The sequence below is a fragment of the Acinetobacter sp. 129952 genome (assembly GCF_056642055.1).
In genome coordinates this window covers 19202-34309 of the sequence record NZ_JBWVSU010000019.1, presented here as the reverse complement: position 1 = coordinate 34309, position 15108 = coordinate 19202, and the positions used below count along the sequence as shown (strand labels likewise).

The 15108-nt window shown below is 39.0% G+C and carries 14 protein-coding genes; 5 read left to right on the top strand and 9 right to left on the bottom strand.

What is annotated here, in order from left to right; all coding sequences use genetic code 11:
* Window positions 1–199 precede the first annotated feature (199 nt).
* Window positions 200–637 (top strand): hypothetical protein, encoded by a 438-nt coding sequence (locus AC1IR0_RS14740; protein WP_005108951.1) that lies wholly within the window; start codon window positions 200–202, stop codon window positions 635–637.
* A 210-nt stretch (window positions 638–847) separates the two neighbouring features.
* Here AC1IR0_RS14740 and AC1IR0_RS14735 read toward each other — a convergent pair whose 3' ends face one another.
* Window positions 848–1267, bottom strand: a complete 420-nt coding sequence (locus AC1IR0_RS14735; protein WP_004281849.1) for a hypothetical protein — start codon at window positions 1265–1267, stop codon at window positions 848–850.
* Between the two features lie 223 nt (window positions 1268–1490).
* Here AC1IR0_RS14735 and AC1IR0_RS14730 point away from each other — a divergent pair, with 223 nt between their 5' ends.
* Window positions 1491–1736, top strand: a complete 246-nt coding sequence (locus tag AC1IR0_RS14730; protein ID WP_005407459.1) for a hypothetical protein — start codon at window positions 1491–1493, stop codon at window positions 1734–1736.
* 225 nt (window positions 1737–1961) lie between these two features.
* Here AC1IR0_RS14730 and AC1IR0_RS14725 read toward each other — a convergent pair whose 3' ends face one another.
* The 7 genes from AC1IR0_RS14725 to cadR all read right to left on the bottom strand — a co-directional run bounded on the left by AC1IR0_RS14725 (window position 1962) and on the right by cadR (window position 10094).
* Window positions 1962–2144, bottom strand: a complete 183-nt coding sequence (locus AC1IR0_RS14725) for a hypothetical protein (protein ID WP_004281850.1) — start codon at window positions 2142–2144, stop codon at window positions 1962–1964.
* 203 nt (window positions 2145–2347) lie between these two features.
* Complete coding sequence (locus tag AC1IR0_RS14720) at window positions 2348–3247, bottom strand: cation diffusion facilitator family transporter (RefSeq protein WP_026444404.1); 900 nt, start codon at window positions 3245–3247, stop codon at window positions 2348–2350.
* Between the two features lie 85 nt (window positions 3248–3332).
* Window positions 3333–6491, bottom strand: coding sequence for an efflux RND transporter permease subunit (locus AC1IR0_RS14715; protein ID WP_479741515.1), 3159 nt, complete (start codon window positions 6489–6491; stop codon window positions 3333–3335).
* Window positions 6481–7731 (bottom strand): efflux RND transporter periplasmic adaptor subunit, encoded by a 1251-nt coding sequence (locus tag AC1IR0_RS14710; RefSeq protein ID WP_086197158.1) that lies wholly within the window; start codon window positions 7729–7731, stop codon window positions 6481–6483. Before AC1IR0_RS14710 ends, AC1IR0_RS14715 begins: the two co-directional genes overlap by 11 nt.
* A 1-nt stretch (window position 7732) precedes the next feature.
* Window positions 7733–9100, bottom strand: coding sequence for a TolC family protein (locus tag AC1IR0_RS14705; protein WP_004677225.1), 1368 nt, complete (start codon window positions 9098–9100; stop codon window positions 7733–7735).
* 48 nt (window positions 9101–9148) lie between these two features.
* The gene (locus tag AC1IR0_RS14700) at window positions 9149–9559 is read right to left on the bottom strand and encodes a hypothetical protein (RefSeq protein ID WP_025465702.1); all 411 of its coding nucleotides are present in this window, start codon (window positions 9557–9559) and stop codon (window positions 9149–9151) included.
* 142 nt (window positions 9560–9701) lie between these two features.
* On the bottom strand, window positions 9702–10094 hold the full coding sequence (gene cadR / locus AC1IR0_RS14695) for a Cd(II)/Pb(II)-responsive transcriptional regulator (RefSeq protein WP_004281856.1): 393 nt from the start codon (window positions 10092–10094) through the stop codon (window positions 9702–9704).
* 90 nt (window positions 10095–10184) lie between these two features.
* Between cadR and AC1IR0_RS14690 the strand changes: the two genes are divergently transcribed.
* From AC1IR0_RS14690 to feoB, 3 genes are read left to right on the top strand one after another with little or no spacing between them, the layout of a single operon-like run.
* Complete coding sequence (locus tag AC1IR0_RS14690; protein ID WP_004910216.1) at window positions 10185–11465, top strand: cation efflux transmembrane domain-containing protein; 1281 nt, start codon at window positions 10185–10187, stop codon at window positions 11463–11465.
* Between the two features lie 11 nt (window positions 11466–11476).
* The gene (locus AC1IR0_RS14685) at window positions 11477–11737 is read left to right on the top strand and encodes a FeoA family protein (RefSeq protein ID WP_004665962.1); all 261 of its coding nucleotides are present in this window, start codon (window positions 11477–11479) and stop codon (window positions 11735–11737) included.
* Window positions 11727–13556 carry a ferrous iron transporter B gene (feoB, locus tag AC1IR0_RS14680; protein WP_026444403.1) on the top strand — a complete coding sequence of 610 codons (1830 nt, stop codon included), beginning with the start codon at window positions 11727–11729 and terminating at the stop codon, window positions 13554–13556. The genes AC1IR0_RS14685 and feoB overlap by 11 nt, the downstream gene beginning before the upstream one ends.
* Window positions 13557–13883: 327 nt before the next feature.
* Here feoB and AC1IR0_RS14675 read toward each other — a convergent pair whose 3' ends face one another.
* Window positions 13884–14972: an ArsO family NAD(P)H-dependent flavin-containing monooxygenase gene (locus AC1IR0_RS14675; protein ID WP_026444402.1), complete on the bottom strand. Its 1089-nt coding sequence runs from the start codon at window positions 14970–14972 to the stop codon at window positions 13884–13886.
* Window positions 14973–15108 lie beyond the last annotated feature (136 nt).

Here is a 15108-nt window from a genome sequence, read left to right as displayed (position 1 = left end):
CCCAAAGAATGATTTCGCCCTGAAAATGCCGACCATGGAAAGGATTCATATGCTGCACCTTTAGCTAAAACAGTCTTCAGCTTACCATTCGTGGTTATTTGCAACAGTGCCATCTTAATACTACCCCTAGAAATACACCTAGAATCTAACTTCACCTGGCATAAGTAAGTGAAAATAACAAACCATAAAGGACTTTTTAATGAGTAAAGATGATCATGATAAATTTGTATTATTCCTGATAGTTGTAGGCTTTATCGTGTTAGTTGTCTGCGGTCTTGCGTGGCAGGGAGCAGGCATCTTTAACTTGCCTTTCACAGTGATGCTATGGACTATCATCAGATTAATTATCGTGGTATCGCTTGTATTTATTGCTGGAAAATTCGGTCTACCAAGAGAGTTTACTTTCCCCGCAGCAGCAGTAGGTTTAGCTTTTAGTTTATTCCCTGTCCTTGATCATATTGCGTTAGGTTATTCTGCTAAAAATTTCTATGAAACCACTAATTTTATGGGGCAAACGGTTCGGGAATTTGGTGCCAGTAAAATTACGGTCTGGTGGGGTTCGATTTATGCCAAAATAGCCTATGCTAGCCTTGCAGGTTTAATTGGATATGGTGTTAAGGTCGCCACTGATGATTAAAAAAGAAAAACCAACTTGAAGTTGGTTTTTCTTTGGTTCTAAAGAAGATCAGTAATTAGGGTTTTGTACGAGAGTAAAAAATTATCACATTGGCTTACTCTCAAGCCTTTGATTTTATGTGAAAGCATATAAACTGAAAAAACAATAAATGTTCATACTGGAACTTTAGATATGAATCCATGAAACATTTATGAGTAATAAAGTTTCATACTAGCTTATGACCCTTACACGTTTGCCATAGGTACGCCTACCTGTACCAGAACAAACTGGACACCATGAGTTATTGTGAAATAAGTTTTGAAAAGTAGGATTCCATTTATGCTTCTTTTCACATTGCACATCAAGCTTCTGACGTACATTGATGTATTCTGTAGAAAATAAAACACCGCCTTTACTTTCTATAAATTCCTTAACAAATTCATAGGTATGTGCAACATCTCTATTGCTACATTCATTACACCAAGATTTTTTATGTATATGAACGGCAGGAGTGGCATAAAATTCATGGCCTTTTTCACATCTATATAGGAGTTTAACAGTCCTACCTAGATATTCTTTTGAAAGACATTCTCCTTTATGCTGTTTCGCATAGTTTTGACACCATTCAAGATTGTATTTAGGTAAGGCCATAGATAAATCCTTTGAGCAATCTAGTATGAGAATTTATTGCTCAGTATGATACTTTAATACTTAGTATGAAACTTTTTTACTGCCCCACATAGGCTTTTTGATGTGGAAAGGTGCAGGCACAACTGGCTTAGACTTTGCAAGCTTTACTAAATCCTTTTTAGGCATTATTGGTGTAGGTGCGGCTTTATAATTCGCAATAAAATTTAGTCTGCCTAAAGCATTTGTGTTTCCCGCAATCGCTATTTTATTGGTTGCTTGCTTGTTCCCCGCATTAAATTATTATGCTCTTGAAGCATCTGAAAAGTCATTTAACCAAACAACCAATTTTTTAAGTCAGCCAGTACATAAGTTTTCAGCAAATAAAATAACTGTACTTTGGGGCATGTGGTACATGAAAGCCCTATATTTAGCCATAGCAGGTTTAATTGGCTTTGGCATAGCTAAAGCTTTATATCCTGAAGTGATTTAAAAAAATTGGATATTTTTATTTAGAAATTACATTGTATGTTTACAACATAAATTGAGATATATAAAGATGACCCATTGAAATGGGATTAAAAAAAATACTTTATTTTTAATATTATAATTATATGTAGTTCAACTAATGGTGTAATAGGTTTTAGTTATAAACTTATTCATTCAGGAATTATATTGCTGAATGAATAAGTCTAATTGATTTATTTATGCAACCCAACTATTCATTTGATTCATTTGATTCATTATTTTTAACTTGTTTTTGTTTAGAATTTTCAACTTTAGAAGCTTTTAAATTCTTTTCAAGAAATAACAAGCCGCCATCTGCATAACTAAAACTTGCGATACTAAAGAATGCACTAATTAACAGTAATTTAGTACAAAATTTATTTTTGAATAGCATGTTTATTTACTCTCATTTAATACTTGTTAGATATTCTAACTTTAAAGAATTAACACCCAGAGGACTCATAAATTACATTCTTGTAATTTTAAAATGTCTCAGGATGGTGTTTAAAGTGCGTGTGATAAATAGAAGTGTAATACAGGAAAATGGTAAGGTTTATCAGCCTAGTCATCTGTCCATTATGTAGAAAGAGCAGCACTTTAATGTTTATGCTGTTCCAATGTATTACATTCCGTACTTTCTATTTGTAACGTAATTTCAGTAATACTATGATTATGTTTTAGAACGTCTAAGGCCTTTTGATAGAGCTGATCTGGATTGCTATTAGGAGCAACTAAATGAGCAGTTAAATGAATGTTTTTTGAAGATATAGCCCAGACTTTCAACTGATGAATCCCTTCAACACCCTCTAGCATCAATAAATCATTTCTTAACGACTCAATATCAATCTCATCAGGAACCCCTTCAAGCAAAATATGGATACTTTGTTTTAATAAAACCCAAGTTCGAGGTAAGACCCAGAAGCCAATTAACACAGCGATTAAGGTATCTACCCACATCCACTGGGTAAAATAAATGACCACTCCTCCGATAATCACGCCTATCGATCCCAGTGCATCACTAAGAACTTCTAAATATGCGCCTTTCACATTTAGACTTCCTTCAGCACTCGCAGAAAGGATTTTCATTGAAATCAAATTTATGACCAAACCAATGACTGCGACAATCATCATTCCAATACTTTGAATTTCAGCAGGATTCGTAAAACGTTGGTAAGCTTCATAGACGATATATATCGCCACTACAAAAAGCATCACTGCATTAAACAGAGCCGCTAAAATTTCGAATCGCTGATAGCCAAAAGTTCTTTTATCATCTGCGGCTTTTTTACCAATTTTGATAGCAGCAAGAGCAATAGCTAATGCGGCTACATCAGTAAACATGTGAGCGGCATCAGACAGTAATGCTAAACTTTGGGTAATAAAAGCAGCGACAACTTCTACTATTAAAAAAGTAGTCGTTAAACCCAAAGCAAACATTAATTTCTTACTATTTCCTTCAGTAACAACCGCATGGCTATGATCATGATGTTCTGACATAAAATTTTCCTTATTCAATCCATGATTAGCAGAGATACTTGAGACAGGCTCAATATCTCTGCTAAAAATTGCTTAATCTAATGGATTAAGAAGCTTTCTTTTCATTCATCCAGCGGTACAGTACGGGCAATAAAACCAATGTAAGCAGGGTAGAGGAGATAATTCCTCCAATAACCACTGTTGCTAAAGGTCTCTGTACTTCTGCCCCAGTTCCGGTTGCCAAAGCCATCGGGACAAACCCAAGGGACGCCACACAAGCTGTCATCAGCACAGGTCTAAGACGCAAAATTGCACCCTGCCACGTTGCATAATAAAGGTCATATTGTTGTCGCAACTCTTTGATAAAGGTAAGCATGACTAAGCCATTCAGTACAGCCACCCCCGATAGTGCAATGAAGCCAACCCCTGCTGACATGGATAATGGAATGTCACGCAACCACAACGCGATTAAGCCTCCACATAAGGCAAACGGTACACCACTAAAGACCAGTAAGCTTTCTTTGATATTATGGAATACAGCCATCAATAAAATAAAGATCGTCAACAATGCGAGCGGAACCACCAATTGCATACGCGCTTTTGCAGACATCAGATTTTGAAATTGACCGCCATAATCTATCCAATAACCGCTTGGTAATTCCTGTTTGGATAACGTGCTCTGAAGCTCTGTTACGAATGAGCCTAAATCACGTCCTTCTACATTTGCAGTAATAACCACTCGACGTTTACCATTTTCACGGCTGACCTGATTAATACCCAGGATATTTTCAACGCGTGCCACATCTTGCAGTTGGACTAAACCACCATTCGGCAATTGAATAGGAAGTACCGCTAACTGTTCAGGACTACGCTGGGATTCATCTAGACGGATGACAAAATCAAAACGCTTGTCTCCCTGTAAAATTGTTCCAACATTCTGGCCACCGACACTTGTAGCTACCAGATCCTGAATTGCTCTTACCGACAAGCCATATTGTGCAGCTCTGGACTTATCCACCTCTACATTCAACAAGGGTAAGCCACTGGTCTGTTCTACATTAACGGCTGTCGCGCCTGAAATTGAGTTAATTTTTTGAGAAATTTTATTCGCTTCGCGATTTAGAATCTCCATGTCATCACCAAATAATTTGACACCCACATCACTTCGCACCCCTGAAATTAACTCGTTAAAGCGCAGTTCAATGGGTTGCGAGAACTCACTGTTATTTCCCGGCAATGTCGCTAAGAAAGTAATCATTCTTTGGCGAAGCTCATCAATCGTTTGTTTTGGATCAGGCCATTCATCATGAGGTTTTAACAGTACCACGCCATCTGAAATGTTGGGTGGCATAACATCTGTGGCCACTTCTGCTGTACCGGTACGGGCAAAGATCGCTTTAATTTCAGGAAATTCTTTCAACAGTAACTTTTCAGTATTTTCCTGCATTCTCAGTGACTGTTCTAACCCTGTACTTGGGGAACGCATTTGCTGAACAGCAAAATCACCTTCACCCAGTTGAGGTGCAAACTCGCTACCTGTTTGAGTGGCTAGCACACCCGTAAGCACTAAAATACAGGCAGCCACAATAGTCACAAATAAACGAAGCTCATAGGCTTTATCTAAAAGCAGTTCATATTTGGTTTTAAGCCAATGCATCCAGCGACTTTCGGTTTCCTTGACTTCTCCAGTGACAAATAGGGCAACTGCGGCTGGCACAAAAGTGACAGATAAAATCATGGCCCCAATTAAAGCCAGTACAACCGTCATTGCCATAGGATGGAAAAGTTTGGCTTCTACCCCCGTCAGGGTAAAGATAGGTAGATAAACCACCAAAATAATTAACTGTCCAAAGATGAGAGGACGACGCGCCTGTTTTGCAGCCAAGAAGACTTCTTTAAATCTTTCAGAACGGCTAAGTAAACCACCTTTCAGCTTCTGAGCTTCTGCTAGCCGACGGATACAGTTTTCTACAATAACCACTGCACCATCAATAATAATACCGAAGTCCAGTGCCCCTAAACTCATCAGATTTGCACTAATCTTCTGCTCTGCCATTCCCGTCAAGGTAAACAGCATTGACAGTGGGATAACGCAAGCCGTGATCAGCGCAGCACGGAAATTACCTAGAAAGAGAAATAAAATAACAATGACGAGGATTGCACCCTCAATCAAATTTTTCTGAACGGTTTTGATCGCCCGATCAACCAAATGCGTACGGTCATACACAGTCTCAATCATCACACCTTTAGGTAGCGATTGCTGGATCGATTGCACCTTTTCATCAATGGCTTGAGCAACGGTACGGCTATTTTCTCCCATCATCATCATGGCAATACCCAATACAGTTTCTTCACCATTATAGGTTGCAGCCCCTGTTCTTAAGTCATGACCAATTGAGACATTGGCGACATCTGCCACCCGAATCGGATAGCCGTTTTTATTGGCAATACTGATGTTCTGGATATCTTCAATCGTGTTTAAAGTGCCGGGCACCCGCACAGTCAACTGTTGTCCATTTTTCTCGATATACCCAGCACCACGGTTTTCATTATTTTCTGTTAAGGCGGTTTGTAAATCAGTCAAAGGAATTTGTAATTGTTGCAATCGGTTCAGATCTGGGGCAACCACATAGGTTTTATTAAAGCCACCAATGCTGTTGATCTCCGCAACGCCTTTTACGCGCTGTAATTGTGGCCTTACAATCCAATCCTGAATTTCACGTAAATCCATCGCCGAATAAGCGGTCCCATCCGGCTTTTTAGCATTTGGTTCGGCTTTAATCACCCATTGATAGATTTCACCTAAACCTGTCGAAATAGGTGACATGTTAGGTTGCACATCTTCAGGCATTTCTCCCATTGCTTCTTGCAAGCGCTGGTTGATAAGCTGTCTGGCCCAGTAAATATCCGTGCCATCTTCAAAAATGATGGTCACTTGTGATAAGCCGTAGCGTGAAATAGAGCGGGTTTGTTCCATTTTCGGCATGCCTGACATGGCATTCTCAATTGGATAGGTAATCCGCTGTTCCATTTCCAAAGCCGTAAAGCCATTGGCTGAAGTGTTAATCTGCACCTGAGTATTGGTAATATCCGGTACAGCATCAATCGGTAACTTTTGATAACTATAAATACCAATAGCAATCCAGGCTGCAATAAACAGCATAATCCAAATGGCGTTATGAATAGAAAACTGGATCAGCCGATCAAACAGCCCTTCAGGTTTTACCGATTCGTGGTCTGGAATGTGAGGGCTTTTAGTGCTCATGTGAAGCCTCTCCTTTTTCCATCTCAGATTTCAGTAAGAAACTGCCTTGAGCGGCATATTTTTGTCCCTGATTAAGCCCATTTACCACTTCAATCCACTGGCTATCCCCAGACGATTGACCTAATTTCACCGGCTGCGGAGTGAATTCAACTTTTTGTCCATGCTGAGTGGCGACAAAAACCACATCTTTTCCATCGACATTCTGAACTGCGGACTTAAGTACCCGTAGTGCGGTACTTTCACTGCGTTGTTGCAACTGTACGTTTACCATCAAGTTTGGACGTAATTCGGTTGCATTCGATTCAACTTTTGCTCGCACCTGAAGACGACCTGTTTGAATATCCGCTTCAGTATTTAAGGTTTGAATAACTGCCCTGTAAACCTTTTCAGTTTGCAAAGATTTAAATTCGATCTTTTGATTCGGGGCTAAGCCCACAATTTCAGAATTTGGAACAATAAACTCAAGCCAGAGCTGATCTAACCGGTCTATGGTAAAGAGTTGACTTGCTAACTGAACATTTTCCCCGAGAACCAAATCCTTTTTACTGATCACGCCAGAAATTGGGGCTTTTAAAATATAGCGCCCGTTACTGGCATTCACAGCACCAAATGCACTTAAACGTGATTGGGCCGCTTGAACCTGAATTTGTGCCCGTTTATAACTGTTATAAGCCCGTTGATAGTCCTGTTTTGCTGAGATACCCTGTGACCACAATTGACGCTCACGCTCAAAGTCTTGTTTCGCCAGTTCCAGATTGGTTTGTTCAATTTTAAGATTGGCCTGCTGATCAACTAGATCAGGAACAAGCAATGTAGCCAAAGGCTGCCCTTTCTGAACTTTTTGGCCGAGTTCTACATAAACATTTTCTACATGACCGCTAAAACTCGGTGAGACATGCGCTTGCTGATCCGTATTCACATTGAGTTTGGCAGGATAAGAACTTAATTTAACCACCGGACCTTGATCGACCGCTGATAACTGTATGCCCTGTTCCACCAGTTGCTTGGCCGTCAGGCTCACGCCTTCTGCATGCTCTTCGGTTTCACCGCCATGTTCTTCACTTCCATGTTCCTCTGCGCCTTCTTCCTCTGCATGTTCATCTGATGTTTCAGATTTATTCTTACCCGACAAGATCAAGAAAATACTGAGTAGTACGGTTGCGCCGATGACCAAACCAATCAGTAGAGGTTGAGAGATTTTTCCGCTCTGTTTTTTTAAGCTGTTTTTAAGATCGAACATGTTAATTTCCCCCACCAATGACAGGCATGGCCTGTATGTCTTGCCATAAGTTTTGATTGATTTGTGCAATAGCATCTTTCGACATGACTTCACTTGGGCTAATGCCTAAGCTCAAACTTTCTGCTTCAATGGCCTTTTGCCAGCCATCCCGTAACAACTGGACTTTACGCAGACGGATGTCTTGTAATTGAAGCGTGGCTTGCTGAACATCGGTTAAAGCAAACTTGCCTGCCAAGAAACCTTGTAGCGTCTTACTTTGAACTTGAGTCGCCAAAGGAATTTGAGTCTCGTCAACGACTTTGAATTGCAGCTCTAAACCCTGCAACTCGGTTAAAATTGTGCCTATTTGCAGCGCATTTTGCTTTAGATAAAACTCTTTCTGACGCTCTAATAAGTTCATTTTTTCTTGCGCGATTTTTATGCCATTTTGCTGACGATCGAAAATATTAAGCGGTACACTGACTCCGACTACTAATTGATTTTGTGTGGAGTTTTCCAAGGATTGGGTGCGGTTGACACCTAGGTTTAAAGTGGGGTTAGGACGTGCCTTTGCCCTTAGTTGATCAACCGTTGCTTGAGACTCTAATACCAGTAAAGCTCGATATTTCTCAACGTAGTTTTCCGCTAAATATTCTTGAACCTGCTGATGAGTCGATTTTGGCCAGAGCTTTTGTGAAGAGAGGTTTACCTGCAATGACTTATCAGAGGTTCCCCATAAATTTGATAATTGTTGGGTGGCCACTTGGACTTGTAAGTCGGCCTGTCTAAAAAGACGGATATTTTCAGCATGACTTAAACGTGCGCGATTCACATCTACTTGCGCGATACCGCCCGCAGTAAAGCGCTTCTCGATCGCTTTAAGGTTTTCTTCGCTCACCCGAAGTTGTTCATTGACAATGTTTCTTTCAAGTTCGGCAATGGCCAGTTGTGACCATACATATTTCACTGCAAGCTCAATTTGCGCTTGATAAATCTTCTGCTTCAGTGCTGTTTTATCTGTAGAGAGACTGGCTAATTTTTGGTTTGCTTTTCGCTCACCAAAAATATCCAAGGGTTGTGATATGCCAATGGTAAGCTCTTTTTCATTATTTGAACCAAATCCCGTTTGTTCAACTGACAGTTCAGGATTTTTAAACAGCTTACTTTGCTGAAGATTCGTGGCATTAATGCTGTTTTGCGTTTCCCAGAAATTTTGGGACGCTTGATACTGGTTGACCTGATCAATGGCTTGTCGCAGCGTTAAATCTTGAGGACTGGCGACTACAGAAGTACTCAAGCTGATCATTGCTGATAGCAAGACACCTGTACGGAATGCTGACCAGGATAAATTCAGGATAGAAGTATCCTGATATAATTTGTTTTTTGACATGAAATGCCCCACACATAATGAGATTAGGAGTGGTGGGCTTTTATAAGACTACCCCACCAATAGTAGGGGCAAATCAGGAGGGGGTGTTAATTGATTCAGATAAGGGGATTTATAAAAAGTTCTTCCCAAATAAGATGGTGTAAGGACTGTCTCAAAATGAGTTTTAAGCTTCAAATCATCGGGTGGGTCAATCTGAATCACGATTGTATTTGAGAAATGACTGCACTTTTCGTTAAAACAAACCTTCTGACAATAGTCATAAATTTCTTTATAGTTTTCTAAGGAATAAAGTGCTTGACTAGGACTATCACTCTTTTCGTCTAAATCGATTGGATTAGAGAGTATTGAATTGGGTATGTTTGGCATTTCATGCAGACACGCAGCCTCTGCCACACTCCAAATATTCTGGAATGTGAATAAGAGTACCAATATCTGGATTAGAAATGTTTTTCTCTTCATACACAAATCTGTATTTAAAACACCAATAAGAAGCTGTCCAGATCTATCAAAGATCTGATCACAGAATTTGAGTAACCTTAAACTTTTTGCAGCCTTAAGTAAAGATATACAGAATTTTTGAAAAAAGCATAGGTCTAGATAATCAAGCTAGATTTTTTAGAACTCCACATTGGTCAATTGTACATAAGCCATCACAAGTACCTCTTAAATCAGATAATTGTTCAATAAGCTTTTGTTGCTTGATTATATTTTCTCTGATAGCACTGACATGTAAGTCAATTAATTCATTCACATCTGAACAATTTTTCTTGGGATTATCTTTATAGGTGAGTAATTGACGAATTTCATTCAAACTCATATTTAAAGTTCGGCAATTCAAAATAAACTTAATTCGCTCAACATAGCCTATATCGTAAAGGCGGTAATTTCCTTCCGTTCTTTCGGGTTCCGGAATTAAACCTTCCTTTTCATAAAACCTAATTGTTAATACTGAACATGAGGTTTTTTTAGAGAGTTCACCAATTTTTAAATGCATTGAGTTGGTATTTCCAAAAAATCTTGACTCTATAGTAACTATAGGGATTCTAATATTCAAAGTTTATAAATTTTTTTAATGGGTATAACTATGAGTGGCTGTGGATGTAGTAAAGAAACACCATGCGAAGATAAGAAATCTCAACAAGAAAATCATCCATCAATTGCAGAAGCAAGCAATTCAAAGAATTGTGATAATACGCCTAGCTGTTGTGGTGAAGAGGAAGAAGAAAAATCTTCATCTCCTTGCTGTAACACTTCAAACAGTTGTGAAGATACCGCTCAATCCTGTTGTGGTTCTGATCCCAAAGAAAATTTAAGCACTGAAAACGTTTTAAAAGATTCGCACTACATGAGTGAATACTTAGTTCCCAAAATGGATTGTTCTGCGGAAGAACAGATGGTTCGTATGGCGCTATCTTCAATTGATGGTGTTCAAAAACTCATCTTTGATTTACCTAACCGGTCTTTAAAGGTTCTACATAATCAAAAAGATGAAAATATAACTACCAAACTTGAAGCTTTGGGTTTTGGTGCAAAGCTTGTGAAGACTGAAACTTATATAAGCAATCAACAGGCTAAGCAAACAAGTACCTATACCATTCCTAAAATGGATTGCTCTGCTGAAGAGCAAATGGTCCGTATGGCTCTTGCAGATATTGAAGCAGTTAAAGGTCTTACTTTTGATCTTCCCAATCGAAAACTGAAAGTCTTCCATAATGAAGGGAGTCAGCAAATTACGGCCAAACTTGAAGGACTGGGTTTTGGGGCGAAACTTGATGAAACACAGCTTTCTACAGGCGATATACCTAATGAACCTGATCCTGTGAGACAAGCTAAAGTACTTAAACTGTTATTAGGCATTAATGCTCTACTGTTCTTTATAGAATTCATCAGCGGAATTATTGCTGCGTCTACAGGATTGATTGCTGATTCTCTAGATATGTTTGCCGATGCAGCCGTTTATGGTATTGCGCTATATGCCGTCGGAAAAGCTGCGAAATATCAAGTGAAAGCAGCCCATTTCGCAGGTTGGATTCAGTTATTACTTGCTGTCATCGTGATTATTGATGTCATTAGACGATTCATGTTTGGAAGCGAGCCAGAATCAACGCTCATGATTGTTATTGGCCTGCTCGCACTTATAGCTAACGTGACATGCTTATATCTTATTTCTGGTCATCGAGAAGATGGCGCACATATGAAAGCCAGTTGGATTTTCTCGGCGAATGACGTTGTGGTAAATATGGGCGTTATATTTGCCGGTGTACTCGTGGCGTGGACGGGATCAGCTTACCCAGACTTAATCATTGGCATCCTGGTTTCTTTATTCGTGCTTAATGGTGCTCGAAAGATTTTGGCTTTGAAGTAAGAGTATCGAAAATGAATCTATTTCAAGTTAAACAAAATCAGATCGTCAAAATTAGAGATCTCAAAAAAGGTAATCAATACAGTCATACCACTGATCCCGTATTGGAACGGCTCCAACTATTAGGTTTTAGAGAGGGTGAAACTCTACAAGTACTCGCTAAAGGTGTTTTTGGCGGAGATCCTGTTTTAGTTCAAATTGAAACTTCAAGATTCGCATTAAGAAAGAATGAAGCTGAAAGAATTTTTGTAGAGTTAGTATCCAATGAAGATTAAGAACATTGCATTAGTCGGTAATCCAAATTGCGGAAAAACCTCTTTATTTAATACGCTTACTGGTACGCGACAAAAAGTTGCCAACTATGCTGGAGTTACCGTAGAAAGAAAAGAAGGTTCTTTTAAATTACCTTCTGGTGATGCAATACGAGTATTGGACTTACCCGGAACTTACAGTTTAAAACCTAGTAGTTTAGATGAAGAAGTCACCAGGGCAGTTTGTTTGGGCGAGCTAAAAGGTGAAATTCTACCCGATATTTTTATATGCGTTGTAGATGCCACAAATTTAAGCTTACATTTGAGCTTGGTTCTCGAAGTTCGTGCTCTAAATCGCCCTATGATTCTTGTATTAAATATGATGGATGAGGTCAAAAAGCGTGGTATTTCCATTGATAAGGATAAACTGTCTCAACTGTTAGGTATCCCTGTAGTTGAAGCTGTCGCAGTTAAAACAAAAGGAATTCAAGATTTAATTAATCAATTAGATCAAAAAAATCTTTTTATTACTCCTTATCATTCTGAATTAAGTCATTTTGAACAGGTCAAACAAATCACCAAACAAGTTATTTTAAATAATGACAGTGGTGATAAAAGAACCGCATTTCTAGATAAAATTTTTCTACATCCTGTATTGGGTTTAGTAATCTTAACTTTAACCATGTTTGTGATGTTCCAGGCGGTATTTATATGGGCAACGCCTTTTATTGAATTCATTGAAAATTTTGTCGCATGGCTCAGTGATTTTATTGGACCACTAATCCAACATCCTCTATTAAAAAGCTTGGTTGTGGATGGGGTAATTGCTGGTGCAGGTAGCGTGCTTGCATATATGCCTCAGATTTTGATTTTATTCTTCTTCATTTTAATGCTTGAAGAGTCAGGCTATTTACCCCGGGCAGCATTTCTTTTAGATAAATTAATGTCTAAAGCCGGGCTTAGCGGCCGTTCATTTATTCCTCTGCTATCCAGTTTTGCTTGTGCCATTCCCGGAATTATGGCAACCAGAAGTATCAGCTCTGAACGGGACCGATTAGCAACAATTATGATTGCACCCTTGATGACCTGTTCAGCAAGATTGCCAGTATATGCTTTATTGATCGCGGCATTTATTCCCAACCAATTAATCTACGGCTGGTTAAGTCTGCAAGGATTAGTCCTTTTTGGTCTTTATATGTCGGGAATAGTCTCAGCGTTATTAGTTTCAGTGTTTCTGAAGTTGGTTCGAAAAGATAAAACTGAAAGTATTTTTATTTTTGAACTTCCCACATACCGAATTCCAGATATTAGAAATATTGCATTAGGCTTATATGATAGGGCAACTATTTTCTTAAAACGAGTTGGTGGCATTATCGTTGCGCTGTCTATCTTGTTATGGGTGCTAGTCACGTTCCCTCAACCACCAGATAATGCAAGCATGCCGGCCATTAACTATAGTTTAGCTGGTCAGTTAGGGCATTTAATTCATCCTATATTTGCGCCTATTGGGTTTACATGGGAAATATGTATTGCACTCATTCCTGCTATGGCAGCAAGGGAAGTTGTAATTGCTGCTCTTGGGGTGATTTATGCGATGTCAGGTGATGAAGATACAGTAACTCAAAGTCTGTTAAGTCAAATTTCAGGCCCGGATGGATGGGGGTTAGCCACAGGTTTATCATTATTGGTATGGTTTATTTTTGCTCCCCATTGTCTTGCTACGTTAGCAACAATTAGACGAGAAACTGGCAGCTGGAAACAGCCCATCATTATGGCAACTTATTTGTTTGCATTAGCCTACATCTTTTCATTCATCACATATCAAGTTGCGAGTAATTTTTAATTAGCAAATGAATAAAATAAGGGAGCTAGCTCCCTTATTTTATTGAAATACTCACTATAAATGAAGCGCTTTTACAAGAAAAACTGTATAGATATCAATAATATTAAACAGCTTCCTAAGAAAACTTCTAATTTAATTATAAATTATGAAAGAGTTCCCTCTTTTTAGTGCAATTCATGAAATTAGGTTTAAATATCAAAAATTATGGCTTAATGAAGAGCATGATCTTGTAGACACTTTTAGTGAAATAATAATCAAAATATTGGAATGCTCCCAGTAGCCTAGACACAAAACCGATTCTAAAATTCTTATACTCGATATGGATAATTATTCTGAAAATTTTTTAGTATTAATTTCTTGTAGATAAGTGAAGATCTCATCTACTGTAGCTCTCGCTGTTCTAGAAACGCCAATTAATGTTGCAGATGCCATACCTGTCCAATCTCCATATCCAACTAACCACAAGTTAGGTAACTTAATAGACCTTCCATTTTGAACTTCTACAAAGTTATCTCGCTCTACTATATCTATACTTTTTAGATGATTTAATGAAGCCTTAAATCCAGTACACCAAATAATCACATCAATTTTCTCTTTTTTTCCATCTGGCCAAATAACTGCATCTGTAGCTAAAGATTGAAAAGGTGGACGGCTATGTAAGACTCCTCTATTCCTTGCCTCTTTGACACTATCGATCATCACAATATCACCTAGGCCACCTATTGGCTGGTCAACTTTTCTTCCTTCTTGTTGTACTTTTAAACGCTCAGTTGCTCTTAAAAACAGTACTCGACCATCGACATCATCAGGTAAAAATTGAGGCGGAGTTTTTGTGACCCAAATGGTTTCAGCAACTTGTGAAACCTCAGCGAGTATTTGCGCGCCCGAATTCCCCCCACCCACCACGATGACTTTCTTATCTTTAAATGAATCTGCATTCAGGTAATGGGCTGAATGTAACTGCGTGCCTTGAAAGTTTTCCTGTCCCGGATAATCAGGAATAAACGGCTGGCGCCATGTCCCTGTTGCACTGACCACCACCTTGGCTCGCCAAAACTTTTCTCCAGCATATACGTCTAAATACTTTCCCTTCGATTCCACACGATCGACATGTACTGGACGAACAATCGAAAATTGATATCTCTGTTCATAAGCCGATAAATACTGGATCACCTCATTTCGTGTTGGATAGGTCTGTTCAGTGATGGGCATCATCCAACCGGATAGAGAACTCCAGGTATTAGGAGAAAAAAGACGCAATGACTCCCAGGTATGCAGCCAGGCACCCCCCGCTTGATTTTGCTCATCCAATATAATGAATGGGATTTTCTTGCGCTTTAAAAAATAAGCGGTAGATAAAGCGGCCTGCCCACCACCGATAATGATCACATCAGTTTCAGTCTGTTTCTGGTTCAAAGCCTTCACCTTTTCCTTATTTATCTCTGACTTCTTTAATGTAAAAACCCAATCATGAAGACTGGGTTTTTACAATATTCATTGTACCTTTAACAGCACTTCATCGGTACAGCATAAAAGTGTTACTGACCTGGCA